The sequence below is a fragment of the Mycobacterium sp. OTB74 genome (assembly GCF_029892685.1).
Classification (GTDB): Bacteria; Actinomycetota; Actinomycetes; order Mycobacteriales; family Mycobacteriaceae; genus Mycobacterium.
The window spans coordinates 569,979-585,666 of sequence record NZ_JARXVD010000001.1 but is presented as its reverse complement, the minus strand read 5'-3'; the positions used below and the strand labels follow the sequence as shown (position 1 = coordinate 585,666).

Sequence of the window (15,688 nt, the reverse complement as noted above, 5' to 3'; positions counted from 1 at the left end):
TTACCTTGATTGTGTTGTCGAAGACTATTCCGCCGCGCTGATACCACGCGGACCCGGGTTATTTGGCCGCGCCGATAGCGCGCGGACCGCGGGCCAGGGACACCACACCGGACTGCACCAGCTCACGGATACCGTACGGCTCCAGCACTCGAAGCAATGCTTCGAGCTTCTCCTGGGTGCCGGTGGCCTCGATGGTCAGCGACTCGTTGGACACGTCGACCACCTTGGCCCGGAACAGGTTGACGGCCTCAATGACCTGCCCACGGACGCTTGCGTCAGCACGCACTTTGATCAGCGCCAGCTCGCGAGACACCGAGTTGTCCGGTTCCTGCTCGACGATCTTGATGACGTTGATCAGCTTGTTGAGCTGCTTGGTCATCTGCTCCAACGGCAGGTCCTCGACGGCGACCACGATGGTCATCCGGGACATGTTCTTCTGGTCGGTGCCACCGACCGCCAGCGACTGGATGTTGAAGCCGCGCCGCGAGAACAGCGCCGCCACCCGAGCCAGCACACCGGGAGTGTCCTCGACCAGGACCGACAGAGTGTGAGTAGTCGTCATCGGGCTTGCACCTGATCCTCGTTGTCGAACAGCGGACGGATATCGCGCGCCGCCATGATCTCGTCGTTGCTGGTGCCCGCGGCGACCATCGGCCACACCTGGGCGTCGGCACCCACGATGAAGTCGATGACCACGGGGCGGTCATTGATCTCGCGGGCCTGCCGGATTACGTCCTCGACGTCCTCCTCACGCTCGCAACGCAGGCCGACGCAGCCCAGCGCCTCGGCCAGCTTCACGAAGTCCGGAATCCGGCGCGAGTGGGTGGAAAGATCGGTCTGGCTGTAGCGCTCCTCGTAGAAGAGCGTCTGCCACTGCCGCACCATGCCCAAGTTGCCGTTGTTGATCAGCGCGACCTTGATCGGGGCGCCCTCCACTGCACAGGTGGCCAGCTCCTGGTTGGTCATCTGGAAGCAGCCGTCACCATCGATGGCCCACACCTCGGCCTCCGGGCGGGCGAACTTGGCGCCCATGGCGGCCGGGATCGAGTAACCCATGGTGCCCAGGCCCCCGGAGTTCAGCCAGGTCTTGGGGTTCTCGTACTTGATGAATTGCGCGGCCCACATCTGGTGCTGGCCGACGCCAGCCACATACAGCGCGTCCGGGCCGGCCATCTGACCCAGCTTCTCGATGACGTACTCGGGCGAGAGGCTGCCGTCGCTCTGCGGGCCGTAGCTCAGCGGGTAGGTGGCCTTGATGCCGTTCAGGTACTCCCACCAGTCGGCAAGGTCCAGCGTATCGGCGGAGACCCCGTCCCGGCGAAGCGCCGCCAGCAGGTCGACGATGACGTTCTTTATGTCACCGACGATGGGCACATCGGCGTGCCGGTTCTTGCCGATCTCGGCCGGGTCGATGTCGGCGTGGATCACCTTCGCCTCGGGCGCGAATGTTGACAGCTGGCCGGTGACGCGGTCATCGAAGCGCGTGCCCAGTGCGATCAGCAGGTCGCTCTTCTGCAGCGCCGCGACCGCTGAAACGGTGCCGTGCATGCCCGGCATGCCCATGTGCTGGGCATGGCTGTCCGGGAATGCGCCGCGCGCCATCAGGGTGGTGACGACCGGGATGCCGGTCAGTTCGGCCAGTTCCAGCAGTTCGGCGCTGGCATCACCGCGGATGACACCGCCACCGACGTACAGCACGGGCTTGTGGGCGGCGGCGATCAGCTTGGCCGCCTCGCGCACCTGGCGGCTGTGCGGCTTGGTGTTGGGCTTGTAGCCCGGCAGGTCGATCTCCGGTGGCCAACTGAAGGTGCACTGGCCCTGCAGGATGTCCTTGGGGATGTCCACCAGAACCGCGCCGGGGCGGCCAGAGGACGCGATGTGGAATGCCTCGGCGATGACCTTGGCGATGTCGTCACCATTGCGCACCAGGAAGTTGTGCTTGGTAATCGGCATGGTCATGCCGGTGATGTCGGCTTCCTGGAAGGCGTCGGTGCCGATCAGGCCACGGCCGACCTGGCCTGTGATGGCGACCACCGGGATGGAGTCCATCTGGGCGTCGGCCAGCGGGGTCACCAGGTTGGTGGCGCCGGGACCCGACGTGGCCATCATCACGCCGACCTTGCCGGTGGCGTGCGCGTAGCCCGACGCCGCGTGGCCTGCGCCCTGCTCGTGCCGGACCAGGACGTGGCGGACCTTCTTGGAGTCGTACAGCGGGTCATAGACGGGCAGCACCGCGCCGCCAGGAATGCCGAAGATGGTGTCGACATCCAGTTCCTCGAGCGAGCGCACGACCGCCTGGGCACCGGTCATCTGTTGCGGGGCAACGGTTCTCGGTTGCGGGCTGGCAACCCCGTTGGTCTTCTGCGCCGACTCGGGCGGTCGCGTAGTAGGTGCGCTCACTATGTCCTCTTGTCAGTGTTCTCAGCGGTTATGTTCTCGGGCAACAAAAAACCCCCGCCAGCGTCTGCTGCTGTACGAGGGTTGCGCGTCGATGCTCGTCGGTGTCGGCTGCTAAGCCTGGCTACGCATCAACGCGCCAACCGATTACTACGAGCATTGCCGGGGTTCGCATAACATCTGACGGTAGTCCCCGCAGCGTCCACAGGTCAAATTGGCTCCAGGCCGCATACTCGCCGCTCCCGGCGCCTGGGAAGATGTCTCTTGTGAGTCCCCGAAGCGCTTCGGCCGCAACCAAGCCCGTCGTCATCAGAATTCCGGCGGTCGCCCACATTGCGGTGGCCTTCTTCGCCCTCGGGCTGCTGGCGCTGGTGTTCTCCGGGCCGTCCTGGTGCGCTGTCCTGCTCATCATCCCAATCGCGTTGTCGGCCATGGTGATTCGATACCGAACTGTCGCGGACCGGCAGGGCGTCACCGCGCGGTCACTGCTGACCAGCCGCACGGTGCGCTGGCCGGAGGTCAAGGGACTGCGGTTCGACAGGTCGTCCTGGGCCAAGGCCGAACTGACCGACGGGTCATTGTTGCGACTGCCCGCGGTGACGTTCGGATCGCTACCGGTGCTGACTGCGGCCAGCGGCGGCGTGGTGCCCAATCCCTACAACGAATAACCGCTAACTCAGCGGGTTGGAGCCGTTCAGCAACACCCACACGCCGACGCCCAGCCCGATACCGAGCACCAGCGACAGGGCCGAACCGATGAATGGCCGGCGTGCCCACCCGCGGCCCGCGTCGAATCCGTAGCGGCCGGGTCCGGTCAGGGTGAGCGCCGCGGCGATCACGACCATGGTCACCTGGTATTCATGCCCGTCCGGCAGGAAATACGGGAAATAGCCGTGGATCAACTGTCCGCCCACGGCCACCGCCAGGGCGTTGAGCAGGTAGGCGAGCGCGACCGCCGCGGCCAACGGGGTGAACAGACCCAGCACCAGCAGCACTCCGGCCCCGATCTGAACGCCCGTGCCCAGGTAGGACAGCACGCCCGCGTGCTGGTAGCCCGCGGTGGCCAGCGAATGCTGGAACCCATTCAGGCCCGGACCACCCCACCAGCCGAACGCCTTCTGCAGGCCGTGCGCCACCAACCAGGCACCCAGGCCTGCCCGCAACAGCAGCAGACCCAGGTCCTGGGTGCCGCGTCGGCTGGCAGCGCGTACCCGCGCTTCGACCTCGGGATCAGGTTCGATCTCGGCGGGCTCGGCGCCCTGCGCGGATGAACGGCCGCTGGGTTGTACGTAAGGCAGTGGTTCGGGTTCGTTCAGCAGACTGAACCCCTTCGCAGATCCGGCCGATGATGATGCATCGTCATCGGCCGGAGTGTCATACCGCGGGATTGCTGTGGTGGCCATCTCGCCGCCGTCAGTGGTGCCGGCGATGTAGGTCGTGATGGGCAGGTCGTCTTCGGACTCGACCAGGCGCGCCGACGCGGGCTTGGCGGCCGACTGTTCCGGCCGTCGCCATGCGCGCGGGTCGTTGGGGGGACTGGTCATGATTGCCAGGGTAAGTGCAATCGCCGCGCTGGTCGTGCATTGGCGCGGAACTTTGACCCGCTTGTTCACGGGATTAGCGGCGCCCTGCGCACCGCCCGGCGTGGCGCGCACCATCAACCGGTCCGTAACCTGGCGGGCATGACGGCGACCATGAGACCAGGCCGGTCCACACGGGGTGTGCTGGCAGGTCACCTGTCCCGGGTCGCCGTGGTGCTCGGCGCGGTTTTGCTGGTGGTTCCCGGGTGCGCCCGCTTCGACTCAGCTGAGTCAGCTCCGTTCACCCTTGAGCCTCAGATGGGCGCACCGCCCAGCTCCCCACCTCCGCCGCCACCGCCGCTGCCACCCAACCCGTTCCCCAAGGCATGCCCGGCACCTGCCGTGCTGCAGGGCTGCCTGGAGTCCACAAGCGGCCTGATCATGGGCGGCGACAGTCATTCGGCACTGGTGGCCGAGCGGGTGACCGGTGCGGTCAAGAACATCTCCACGACCGCAGAACCGAAGGTCAAGGTCGTGATCCCCGTCGATGGCTCGGGTGATGGCGGCCTGATGGACATCGTGCTGTCGCCCACCTACCAGCAGGACCGGCTGATGTACGCCTACGTCAGCACGCCGGCCGACAACCGCGTGGTCCGGATCGCCGACGGCGATGTGCCCAAGCCGATCCTGACCGGCATCCCGAAGGGCGCCGTGGGTAACACCGGGGCGCTCATCTTCACCAGCCCGACCACCCTGATGGTGCTCACGGGCGACGCAGGCAACCCTGCGGCTGCGGCCGATCCGACTTCGCTGGCGGGCAAACTGCTGCGCATCGAGCAGCCGACCACCGTGGGCCAGGCACCGCCGACTACCGCGCTGTCCGGGATGGGCGCCGGCGGCGCGATGTGCATCGATGCGTCCAACGGCTCGCTCTATGTCACCGACCGCACCCCGGCCGCCGATCGACTGCAACGCATCACCAAGGACTCGAAGGTATCGACGGTGTGGACCTGGCCGAACCGGCCGGGCGTCGCCGGATGCGCGGCAACCGACGGCACCGTCCTGGTCAACCTGGTCAACACCAAACAGACAGTGGCTGTCCGGATGTCCAAGGACACCGGTGCCGTGACGGGTAATCCTGAGGTGATGCGGCAGGACACCCACGGCCACGCCTTCGCCTTGAAGCTCTCCCCCGACGGCAACGTATGGGGCGCCACGGTGAACAAGACGGCCGGCGACGCCGAGAAATTCGACGACGTGGTGTTCCCGTTGTTCCCGCAGGGCGGGTTCCCGCGCAGTACCGACGACAAGACGTAGTCCGATGTCAGGTGCACTCGTGTGATGAGGTCATGCCCAGCCGACTTCGCTCGGCTGGCCGGCTACCTCGGCTTCTCTTGCGACGACAGCTCGTTGGTGCGACTGCGCAACCCATTGACGCTGACCGACTGGACGCTGCCGGTGGTCGAGGTGTTAATGGTGACGGGCGCGGTACTCGCGCTGATCTTCGCCGTGCGTCGCTGGCGCCGTGAGGGCGACCTGACCGGGGTCGCGCTGTGGCTGGCGTCGGCGGTCTATGCCCTGGTGATCGAGTTGCCGCGGTATTCGCCCGAGATGTTCAGCTCCCAACGGTTCGGCATCGTGCTGGTACACAACGTCTTCACCGTCGACATCCTCGACGACCGATTGCCGTTGTACGTGCTGGCCCTCTACCCGGCCACAGTCACCTTGGCGTTCGACGTGGTTCGCGCGGTCGGGGTTTTCGAGCGTAGGGGTGCGCTGGTCGCCTCGGTCTGCGTGGGATCCGTCCACGGCTGCATCTACGGCGTGTTTGACCATCTGGGGCCGCAATTGCGTTGGTGGGTCTGGAATTCCGGCAATCCGCTGAATCACCCGATGCTCGGCTGCGTGCCGGTCAGCAGCATGGTCAGCCTAGCCCTGCTGGGACCGGCGGTCATCGGACTGCTCGTGTACGTGCTGGTCACACACCCGGCCGAAGCCGGGGCACGCCGACGGTCGATGATCTGGCGGATTCCGGCAATCTGCGTGCTGGCGCCGACTCTCACCGGGGTGCTGAGCCTGCCGGCGTGGCTGGCGGCCCCGCACATCGTCGCGCAGTCGGTGGTGCTCACCCTCGAGATCGTCATGTTCGCCGTGGTGGCGATGCCCACCCTGATTCAGCAATGGCGCATCACTCGCCGCGTCGGCACCCAGTACCCAAGCCCCTACGTCCGGGTGTTCGGTGTGCTGTACCTGCTCACCTTCACCGTGTTGTGGGTTGCCGTATTACCGGATTTCGCGGGTGCCATCGACGGTGTCACCGGCGCGGGCACCCCTACCGCCAGCCTCCCTTGGGCCGCACTGTGTTTCGTAATCGCGGGGTACTGCGTCGCGGGCGTCTCATCGCTGACCGCGCTGCACACACCGGATACTGCAACGCCCCTCTAAGGGTCAGCTACAGGCGGCAATCACCAGTTCGCGCACCCGTGCGGCGTCGGCCTGACCCTTGGTGGCCTTCATCACCGCACCGACGATGGCGCCGGCGGCCTGCACCTTGCCACCCCGGATTTTCTCGGCGATGTCCGGTTGAGCGGCCAGCGCCTCATCGATCGCGGCCTGGATCAGCGAATCGTCGCGCACCACAACAAGTCCGCGGTCGGTCATCACCTGCTCGGGCTCGCCCTCGCCGGCCAGCACACCCTCGACAACCTGGCGGGCCAGCTTGTTGGAAAGCTTGCCATCGTCGACCAGCTTGACCACTGCGGCCACCTGCGCCGGGGTGATGGCCAAGTCGTCCAACGTCACCTCGGCTTCGTTGGCCTTCTGCACCAGGAAGTTGCCCCACCACGCGCGAGCGGCTTCGCTGGAAGCCCCGTGCTGCACGGTGGCCGCCACCAACTCAACGGCGCCGGCGTTCACCAGGTCGCGCATCACCTCGTCGGAGATTCCCCAGTCTTCCTGAATTCGCTTGCGCGCCAACCACGGCAGCTCCGGAATGGTGTCTCGCAGTCGCTCCACCAGCTCAGCCGGCGGGGCGATGGGCTCCAGGTCCGGCTCCGGGAAGTACCGGTAGTCCTCGGCGGTTTCCTTGCTCCGGCCCGAGGTTGTGTGCCCGTCCTCGTGGAAGTGCCGGGTCTCCTGGGTGATGGTGCCCCCGGACTGCAGGACGGCAGCCTGCCGGCGCATCTCATAACGCACCGCCACCTCGACGCTCTTGAGCGAGTTGACGTTCTTGGTTTCGGTTCGCGTACCGAACTCTTCCGCGCCCTTCAGTTTCAGCGAAACATTGGAGTCACAGCGCATCGAGCCCTGATCCATCCGCACATCGGAGACGTCCAAGGCACGAAGGAGGTCCCGCAGCGCAGTGACATAGGCCCGGGCGATCTCGGGAGCGCGCTCGCCGGTCCCTTCGATCGGCTTGGTGACGATCTCGATCAGCGGAACGCCGGCCCGGTTGAAGTCGGCGAGCGACGCGGTGGCGCCGGAGATACGGCCGGTGTCGCTGCCCAGGTGGGTCAGCTTGCCGGTGTCCTCCTCCATGTGGGCGCGCTCGATCTCCACCCGCCACGTAGCGCCGTCGTCCAGCGGCACATCCAGGTAGCCGTTCACCGCGATGGGCTCGTCGTACTGGCTGATCTGGTAGTTCTTGGGCTGGTCGGGGTAGAAGTAGTTCTTGCGGGCGAACCGTCCCCATGGCGCGATATCGCAGTTCAGCGCCAAACCGATCCGGATGGCCGACTCGACGGCGGCCTCGTTGAGCACCGGCAGCGCTCCCGGGAGCCCCAGGCAGACCGGGCACACCAGCGTGTTGGGCTCGGCGCCGAACTGGTTGGCGCAGCCACAGAACATCTTGGTCGCGGTGGACAGTTCGACGTGTACTTCCATGCCCATGACGGGGTCGTACGTCGCGATGACATCGTCGTAGTCGAGAAGGTCAGCGGCAGCCATGCCCGCAATCCTAGTGACCGCCCGCTCAGCCGAAGAACTCGGCGGCGTCGTCGTATCGACCCTGCGGGACGAGCTTGAGTTGGCGCACCGCATCGGCCAGTGGCACCCGATCGATGTGTTGGCCCCGCAGCGACACCATCATCCCGAACTCGCCGCTGTGTGCGGCGTCGGCGGCGTTGACCCCGAAACGTGTTGCCAGCACCCGGTCATATGCGGTGGGGGTGCCGCCGCGCTGGACGTGGCCGAGCACCGTGGTGCGCACCTCTTTTTTGATGCGCTTCTCGATCTCCATTCCGAGCTGCTGCGCCACCCCTGTGAACCGGACGTGTCCGAACTCGTCAATTCCGCCGTCGCGCAACTGCATTGAACCCTCGGACGGAGTCGCACCCTCGGCCACCACACAGATGAAGTGCGAATCACCGCGCACGAAGCGCTGTTTGACCAATCGGCACACCTCGGCGACATCGAACGGCTGCTCGGGGATCAGCGTCATGTGCGCACCCGAAGCCATTCCGGCGTTCAGCGCGATCCAGCCCGCGTGCCTGCCCATCACCTCGACCAGCATCACTCTCTGATGCGACTCGGCGGTGGAATGCAGTCGGTCGATCGCGTCGGTCGCGATCTGCAGCGCGGTGTCGTGGCCGAATGTCACGTCGGTGCAATCGATGTCGTTGTCGATGGTCTTGGGCACCCCGACCACGGGCACGTTCTCCTCGGACAGCCAGTGCGCGGCCGTCAGCGTGCCCTCGCCACCGATCGGGATCAGCACGTCGATGCCGTTGTCCTCAAGCGTCTGCTTGATCTGCTCCAGCCCGGCGTGTAGCCGATCCGGGTTCACCCGTGCAGTACCCAACATGGTGCCGCCCTTGGTCAACAACCGATCGTTGCGGTCGTCGTTGGACAACTGGACCCGACGGTTCTCCAACAGACCCCGCCAGCCGTCCTGAAAGCCCACCACCGACGAGCCGTACCGGACGTCGCAGGTGCGTACGATCGCGCGGATCACCGCGTTCAGCCCAGGACAGTCACCACCACCGGTCAGCACACCTATCCGCATGCTGAACCATCTAACCCGCTTACAGCGCAGTTGGCAGCGAACCCCGCGCAGCTTCGTAGGCTGCACCGACCCGGTACAGCCGATCATCGGCCAGCGCAGGCGCCATGATCTGCAGACCGACCGGCAGGCCGGTGTCCGCTGCCAGGCCGGACGGCACGGACATGCCGCAGTGGCCGGCCAGGTTGAGCGGCAGCGTGCACAGGTCGAACAGGTACATGGCCAATGGGTCGTCGACCTTCTCCCCCAGCCCGAACGCGGTGGTCGGGGTCGCCGGCGACACCAGGACGTCGACCTTCTCATAAGCGCGGTCCAGGTCGCGGGCAATCAGCGTGCGCACCCTCTGGGCCTGGTTGTAGTAGGCGTCGTAGTAGCCGGACGACAGCGCATACGTACCAATCATGATGCGGCGCTTGACTTCTGGACCGAATCCGGCAGCCCGCGTCATGGCCATGACTTCTTCGGCGCTGCGCGTACCGTCGTCGCCCACCCGCAGGCCGTAACGCATGGCGTCGAACCGGGCGAGGTTGGATGACACCTCCGACGGCAGGATCAGGTAGTAGGCCGCCAACGAGTGGTCGAAGTTCGGGCAGTCCACCTCGGTGATCTCGGCTCCGAGTTCGGTCAGCTGGTCCACCGCGGCGTTAAAGGACTCCAGCACGCCCTGCTGGTAGCCCTCTCCACTGTGCAGCTGTTTGACCACACCGATCTTGACGCCCTTCAGGTCGCCCCTGGCGCCCTCTCGAGCCGCGGCAACCACGTCGGGCACAGGGGCATCGACCGAGGTGGAGTCGCACGGGTCGTGGCCGGCGATGACCTGGTGCAGCAGCGCGGTGTCGAGCACGGTGCGGGCGCAGGGACCACCCTGATCGAGCGACGACGCGCATGCGATCAATCCGTAGCGCGAGACCGTGCCGTAGGTGGGTTTGACGCCGACGGTCGAGGTGAGTGCGGCCGGCTGGCGGATCGAACCGCCGGTGTCGGTACCGATCGCCAGTGGCGCCTGGAACGCGGCCAGTGCGGCGGCGCTGCCGCCGCCGGAACCACCCGGCACCTTGGTGACGTCCCAGGGGTTGCGGGTTGGCCCATAAGCCGAGTTCTCGGTGGAGCTGCCCATGGCGAATTCGTCCATGTTGGTCTTGCCCAGGATCGGGATGCCTGCGGCGCGCAGCTTGGCGGTGACCGTGGCGTCGTAGGGCGAGCGCCAACCTTCGAGAATCTTTGATCCACACGTGGTGGGCGCGTCGGTCGTGGCGAAAACGTCCTTGAGCGCCAACGGAACTCCGGCAAGCGGTGACGGCAGCGCGTCTCCGGCGGCGACCTGCTTGTCGACGGCTGCCGCAGCGGTCAGCGCCTCGTCGGCACCGACGTGCAGGAATGCGCCGTAGCGCTCATCGGTCGCGGCGATCTGATCCAGATGCGCCTGGGTGACCTCAGTGGCGGACAGTTCCTTGGCCGCGATCTTGGCGCCGAGGGTGGCCGCGTCCAAACGAATCAGGTCGCTCATTCTGCCTCCCCCAATATGCGCGGAACCGCGAACCGACCATCCTCGGCTCGCGGCGCGGCGGCCAGCGCCTGATCCTGCGTCAAGCTGGTCACCACGGCGTCCGGCCGAGTGATATTGACCTCTTTGAGTGGATTGCCGGTGGCCTCGATCCCCGTGCAATCGACGGCCTGAATCTGGCCGACGTGTTCCAAGATGGCATCGAGTTGGCCGGCGAAGCTGTCCAACTCACCATCGGTCAAGGCGAGCCGGGCCAGATTCGCGAGGTGGGCGACATCGTCCCGAGAAATCTGCGACACGTCGAAACAGCCTAGTGCGAGCCGCCAGGCTCGCCGAATACAGCCGGGGTACGAGCCGCGCACGGCACATGCAAGCCATGCCGGGTACAGGTCACTGTGCAAAGGTGTGCACGTGCCTTCTTATCTGTTGCGGGTCCAGCTTGAAGACCGCCCAGGCAGCCTTGGCTCGCTGGCAGTTGCGCTGGGTTCAGTGGGCGCCGACATCCTGTCGCTGGACGTTGTGGAGCGCGGACCGGGTTACGCCATCGACGATCTGGTGGTCGAACTGCCCGCCGGATCCATGCCTGATTCGCTGATCACCGCCGCCGAAAACCTCAGTGGTGTCTACGTCGACAGCATCCGGCCCCACACCGGGTTGTTGGAAGCTCACCGCGAGCTGGAACTGATCGACCATGTGGCCGCCGCCGACGGTAAGACCGCCCGGCTGCAGATGCTGGCCGACGAAGCGCCGCGGGTGCTGCGGGTGGGTTGGTGCGTGGTGGTTCGCGTTGACGGAGCCGGGCCGCATCGGATCGCCGGCAGCGCCGGAGCGCCTGAAACCCTTGCTGATTCCGCGCCCTGGCTGCCGCTGACCCACGCTGCCGCGCTGGACGCCACCGGCGACTGGGTGCCTCAGTTCTGGCGCGACATCGACACCACGCTGGCCGCAGCACCACTGGGTGATCCGAATACCGCTGTGATGCTGGGCCGGCCGGGCGGTCCTGCGTTCCGGCCGTCGGAGGTTGCCCGGCTGGGGTATCTGGCCGGGATCGTAGCGACCATCGTTCGGTAGCCCGCTTAACAGCTCCCAACGGCGTATTTGCTGCTAGCGTTGCTCCGTCCTGATCCCGTGCCCCGTCCTGCTCGGAGGCTCCTTGAGCACATTCCTGACCATCCTCGGCGCGCTACTGCTCGCCGCCGCGGTCTTCCTCCTGGTGTATGCGCTGGTGCGGCGACGCCGCGAAACCCACGACGCTGCACGGCAGGATCCGCTGAAATTCGGCGAGATGCCGGTGTTCGGACCCAAGCAACTTGGCCCCGGAGCCATCGTGAGCTACGGCGGCGTCGACTACGTGGTGCGCGGTTCGGTGACCTACCACGAAGGCCCCTTCGTCTGGTGGGAACATCTGCTGGAAGGTGGTTCGGGCGAACCGATCTGGTTCAGCGTCGAGGAGGACGAAGGACGCCTCGAGCTCGCGTTCTGGACCAAACGTGCCGACCTCGTATTGCAGCCTGGCGGTCCGCACACCGTCGACGGCACTGCGTTCACCGAAGTCGAGCGAGGCCAGGCGGCGTACACCTGCGAGGGCACCACGGGCCTGGCGCCTGCCGGCCAGATGCAGTTCGTGGACTACGCGAGTGCCGGACGTACTGCTTTGCTCAGTTTCGAGCAATGGGGGCCGAATACGCCGTGGGAAGTGTCAACCGGGCGGGTCATGTCACCGGGCGAGCTGACCGTATACCCCGCGCCCCCGGCCGGGTCCTAGTGCCACTGCATCGACTATCGGTAGCACCCGCCGACGTGTCCGGAGCGGGTCTGCGCCTGGCGCTCAACGCACCGGCGCCGCGTCCACTGGCGACGCTGGAGCTGGCTCACCCGGACGGTGGCCGGTTGGTCCTGGGCGTCCTCGGGGCGTCCCACGTGATCACCGTCGCACATCCGGATTCGCTTTTCTCCGAAGAGATTTCGTGTACCGCACGCGGGCAGGGCGCGGCGCTGCCGAGTACCGCTGATGCAGCGGGGTACCACCTGGAATCGCACACCGAAACGCACGAGCACGCTCGTTTCCACGCGCTTGCCACCGCACTGCGGCAGCGCTGCGCCCACGACGACGGCTGGCTCGGTGGCACCTTCCCGGGAGATGACGCTGCCCTCACCGCGCTGGCAGCCGAACCGAACGGCGCCGGATGGTATTGGCGCACTTGGCATTTGTACCCCGACGACCGCACGGTGGTGCGTACGTCGAGCAGGTGGCACCCGTGACCCCGAAGAAACTGCTACTGATCGCCGCGATTCTCGGTGTGGCCGGCGCGATCTGCCTGACTGTCGGCATCATCATGGGCCAGACATACAACTCATACATCAAGCACCATTACCAGAGCTTGGGGCACAACGAGTTTCTGTGCAGCGGCTCACCGAGCACGGTCGCCGACGACATCGCCGACGCACAGACGCCGCAGGCCCAGGCGGACTATCAGGGCACCTACTACCTGCGTTACAGCGATGCCATCGTCATCGTCGGCCCGTCGTCCGGGCACCCCTGCACAGTACGGCTGGAGAGCCTGAATTCCGGCTACAGCCATGGGCATTACATCTTTCTGGGCCCGGGCTTCAGCCCGGGTTCGCCATCACACAGTTCCGGCGGCAGCTCGGGTGGACCGGGCGGCGTGAAGTAACCAGATCGAACCCTAGGAGACATTCATGTACTTGGCCGCCATCGATTTCGGCACTGTCAACGTTGACGTGATCATCCAGAACGTGGTCAGTTCGGTGCTGTACTTCCTGATCGGCGTGCTGGTACTGACCGCCGGCTTCGCCATGGTGGACGTGCTGACGCCAGGCAAGCTGCGGCGCCAGGTGTTCGTCGAACGGCGCCCCAACGCAGTGGCCGTCACCGCCGCTATGGACATCTCGCTGGCCGCGATCATCATCTGCGCAATCCGCACCAGCTCGGACCATCTCGGCCAAGGCCTGATCGACACATTGGTGTACGGGCTGATCGGCGTCGCGCTGCAAGGCCTGGCCCTCATGACACTGGAGTTGTTGGTGCCCGGGCACTTTCGCGGCGAAATCAATGCCGAGGAATTCCATCCTGCAGCCCTGGCCACTGCGGTAGTCCTGCTGGCAGTCGGCGGGATCAACGCCGCCGCGCTGACCTGATGACGATTACCACCACCGCTCCCGACGTACGCTGGCGTGCCCTGCTATTGGCCGCAGTGGCGGCATGCGCCGCGTGCGGCATCGTCTATGAGCTTGCGCTGCTGACGCTTTCGACGAGCCTCAACGGTGGCAGCATCGTGGCGACGTCCTTGATCGTGGCGGGATACGTGGCCGCGCTCGGGGTGGGCGGACTGTTGGCCAAGGCCCTGTTGTCGCGCGCGGCCGTCGGTTTCGTTGCCGTCGAGACGCTGCTGGGTGTGATCGGCGGACTGTCCGCGACGGCGCTGTACGTGACGTTCGCATTCGTCGGGGACTCCGGTTGGGTGCTGGGTATCGCGACCGCCATGATCGGCGGACTGGTCGGTGCCGAAGTGCCGCTGTTGATGACGCTCCTGCAGCGCGGGCGGGTCGCCGGGGCGACCGATGCTGGGCGGGTGCTGGCCAATCTGAATGCCGCCGATTATCTGGGTGCCCTACTCGGTGGTCTGGCGTGGCCGTTTCTGGTGCTACCCCACCTCGGCATGATCCGCGGTGCCGCGGCGACCGGGATGATCAATCTAGCTGCAGCCGCAGTGGTTTCGGTGTTCCTGCTGCGGCAGATCTTGTCGCGTCACGAGCTCTGGGGCGCGCTGGGTGTATTGGTGCTGGCGTTCGCGGTGCTGGCCACACTACTCGCGACCGCCTCCGGGATCGAGACCACTGCCCGCCAGCGCCTGTACGCCGATCCTATTGTCACCTACCAACATTCGGCATATCAGGAGATCGTCGTCACGCGCAACGGTGACGATACCCGGCTGTATCTTGATGGCGGGCTGCAGTTCTCCACCCGCGATGAGTACCGGTACACCGAGTCACTGGTGTACCCCGCGCTGGGTGACGGCGCCCGCTCGGTACTGGTGATCGGTGGCGGCGACGGTCTGGCCGCACGGGAGTTGTTGCGCCAGCCGGGAATCGATCGCATCATGCAGGTAGAGCTGGACCCGGCGGTGGTTGCGGTGGCACGAACCACGTTGCGGGAAGCCAATTCCGATGCGCTCGACGACCCACGGGTGCATCTGGTGATCGACGACGCAATGACCTGGCTGCGGACACCGCACCCGGATCTATTGCCTCCGGGCGGATTTGATGCCGTGATCGTCGACCTTCCAGACCCGGACAACCCGGTGCTAGGCCGGCTCTATTCAGCCGAGTTTTACCTGCTCGTCCGGCATGCGCTGGCACCGCAGGGACTGATGGTGGTGCAGTCCGGCAGCCCGTATTCCACCCCGATGGTCTTCTGGCGCACGGTGTCCACTATTGCCTCGACGGGTTTCGCCGTGACGCCCTATCACATCCAGGTGCCGACCTTCGGCGACTGGGGCTTCACCCTGGCCCGCCGCGGTACCGAGACCCCCGCCGCCAGAGTGCCGAAAGATGCTCCACCCTTGCGGTTTCTGAATCAGCAGGTGCTCGACGCGGCCACCGTGTTCGCCCCCGACGTCGCGCCGCGGCGCCTCGAACCGTCGACGTTGGAGCACCCACTGATCGTCGACGACATGCGGCGCGGGTATCGGTAAACGGCTGCACAGCGAGGTCAATCCGTTTGGAATGACGCAGACCCGGTCTTGACGGACTGTCTACCAGTCGCACTGATCTCAGTCGGAAAGCCAGGGGGCGGCGCTGAATCAGGGATCGTAATCCTTTGGGTAAAACCGCCTTTGGAGTCAGCGGTAGCCGATCCCACCTCGGTAGCATGAACCCGGATCACCACCCTCTCACCAGGTTGGAAGCAGGATCCGTACACCGTGACTTGGGCTGTCCGCGGCGCTTTACCAGCTGACAGCGTGACCTCGGCCGGAGCCGCGAGGCCGCAACCAGACGGATCGGTAGGGGGACTGACGGTATGAGCATTGGTTTCCGTCGGCGGATTGGAGTGAGACCCGCCGTCGTGGTCAAGAAATTGCGAAACGGTGATGATGATGCCGACAACACCAGCGATGATTGTGACGATGAGGCTCACATTTTTGAGTGTGCTGCTTTCAGCCATGCGCAATTATGTGACATCAGTCGGCACCATAACCGCAGGTTGAACGTATTGGTACGGCGTCACGACCGCACGCCGTAACAGCA

Annotated in this window: 16 protein-coding genes; 9 read left to right on the top strand and 7 right to left on the bottom strand. The window is 65.8% G+C overall.

From position 1 onward, the window contains the following. Window positions 1–58: 58 nt before the first annotated feature. Together ilvN and M2432_RS02830 are read right to left on the bottom strand one after the other, a co-directional pair. A complete protein-coding gene (gene ilvN / locus M2432_RS02835; protein ID WP_280825209.1) occupies window positions 59–562 on the bottom strand; it encodes an acetolactate synthase small subunit in 504 nt (167 codons plus the stop codon). Beyond that, complete coding sequence (locus M2432_RS02830; protein WP_280825208.1) at window positions 559–2,400, bottom strand: acetolactate synthase large subunit; 1,842 nt, start codon at window positions 2,398–2,400, stop codon at window positions 559–561. The genes ilvN and M2432_RS02830 overlap by 4 nt, the downstream gene beginning before the upstream one ends. 254 nt (window positions 2,401–2,654) lie before the next feature. Between M2432_RS02830 and M2432_RS02825 the strand changes: the two genes are divergently transcribed. Next, window positions 2,655–3,065, top strand: coding sequence for a PH domain-containing protein (locus M2432_RS02825; RefSeq protein ID WP_280825207.1), 411 nt, complete (start codon window positions 2,655–2,657; stop codon window positions 3,063–3,065). A 3-nt stretch (window positions 3,066–3,068) separates the two neighbouring features. On the opposite strand, the gene M2432_RS02820 is transcribed toward M2432_RS02825, so the two are convergent. Further along, a complete protein-coding gene (locus M2432_RS02820) occupies window positions 3,069–3,941 on the bottom strand; it encodes a DoxX family protein (RefSeq protein WP_280825206.1) in 873 nt (290 codons plus the stop codon). 150 nt (window positions 3,942–4,091) lie between these two features. Here M2432_RS02820 and M2432_RS02815 point away from each other — a divergent pair, with 150 nt between their 5' ends. Next, complete coding sequence (locus M2432_RS02815; protein ID WP_280825302.1) at window positions 4,092–5,234, top strand: PQQ-dependent sugar dehydrogenase; 1,143 nt, start codon at window positions 4,092–4,094, stop codon at window positions 5,232–5,234. A gap of 24 nt (window positions 5,235–5,258) precedes the next feature. After that, window positions 5,259–6,362 (top strand): hypothetical protein, encoded by a 1,104-nt coding sequence (locus tag M2432_RS02810; protein WP_280825205.1) that lies wholly within the window; start codon window positions 5,259–5,261, stop codon window positions 6,360–6,362. Window positions 6,363–6,365: 3 nt separating this feature from the next. Here M2432_RS02810 and gatB read toward each other — a convergent pair whose 3' ends face one another. Genes gatB through gatC form a run of 4 tightly spaced genes read right to left on the bottom strand, consistent with a single transcriptional unit; the run spans window position 6,366 to window position 10,719 of the window. Further along, the gene (gatB, locus tag M2432_RS02805) at window positions 6,366–7,862 is read right to left on the bottom strand and encodes an Asp-tRNA(Asn)/Glu-tRNA(Gln) amidotransferase subunit GatB (protein ID WP_280825204.1); all 1,497 of its coding nucleotides are present in this window, start codon (window positions 7,860–7,862) and stop codon (window positions 6,366–6,368) included. Window positions 7,863–7,887: 25 nt separating this feature from the next. After that, complete coding sequence (locus M2432_RS02800) at window positions 7,888–8,919, bottom strand: ATP-dependent 6-phosphofructokinase (RefSeq protein ID WP_280825203.1); 1,032 nt, start codon at window positions 8,917–8,919, stop codon at window positions 7,888–7,890. A gap of 19 nt (window positions 8,920–8,938) precedes the next feature. Further along, entirely contained in the window at window positions 8,939–10,423 is a 1,485-nt protein-coding gene (gene gatA / locus M2432_RS02795) for an Asp-tRNA(Asn)/Glu-tRNA(Gln) amidotransferase subunit GatA (protein WP_280825202.1), read from the bottom strand. After that, on the bottom strand, window positions 10,420–10,719 hold the full coding sequence (gene gatC, locus M2432_RS02790; protein WP_280825201.1) for an Asp-tRNA(Asn)/Glu-tRNA(Gln) amidotransferase subunit GatC: 300 nt from the start codon (window positions 10,717–10,719) through the stop codon (window positions 10,420–10,422). The genes gatA and gatC overlap by 4 nt, the downstream gene beginning before the upstream one ends. Before the next feature lie 112 nt (window positions 10,720–10,831). Between gatC and M2432_RS02785 the strand changes: the two genes are divergently transcribed. The 6 genes from M2432_RS02785 (at window position 10,832) to M2432_RS02760 (ending at window position 15,135) form a co-directional block, all read left to right on the top strand. Then, window positions 10,832–11,491, top strand: a complete 660-nt coding sequence (locus tag M2432_RS02785; protein ID WP_280825200.1) for an amino acid-binding protein — start codon at window positions 10,832–10,834, stop codon at window positions 11,489–11,491. A gap of 82 nt (window positions 11,492–11,573) precedes the next feature. Further along, window positions 11,574–12,185 carry a DUF4178 domain-containing protein gene (locus tag M2432_RS02780; protein ID WP_280825199.1) on the top strand — a complete coding sequence of 204 codons (612 nt, stop codon included), beginning with the start codon at window positions 11,574–11,576 and terminating at the stop codon, window positions 12,183–12,185. Beyond that, complete coding sequence (locus tag M2432_RS02775; protein WP_280825198.1) at window positions 12,185–12,682, top strand: DUF2617 family protein; 498 nt, start codon at window positions 12,185–12,187, stop codon at window positions 12,680–12,682. Before M2432_RS02780 ends, M2432_RS02775 begins: the two co-directional genes overlap by 1 nt. Next, a complete protein-coding gene (locus M2432_RS02770) occupies window positions 12,679–13,095 on the top strand; it encodes a DUF4247 domain-containing protein (protein ID WP_280825197.1) in 417 nt (138 codons plus the stop codon). The genes M2432_RS02775 and M2432_RS02770 overlap by 4 nt, the downstream gene beginning before the upstream one ends. 25 nt (window positions 13,096–13,120) lie before the next feature. After that, a complete protein-coding gene (locus M2432_RS02765; RefSeq protein WP_280825196.1) occupies window positions 13,121–13,579 on the top strand; it encodes a DUF350 domain-containing protein in 459 nt (152 codons plus the stop codon). Continuing rightward, window positions 13,579–15,135: a polyamine aminopropyltransferase gene (locus M2432_RS02760; protein WP_280825195.1), complete on the top strand. Its 1,557-nt coding sequence runs from the start codon at window positions 13,579–13,581 to the stop codon at window positions 15,133–15,135. The genes M2432_RS02765 and M2432_RS02760 overlap by 1 nt, the downstream gene beginning before the upstream one ends. The last annotated feature ends 553 nt before the right edge of the window (window positions 15,136–15,688 follow it).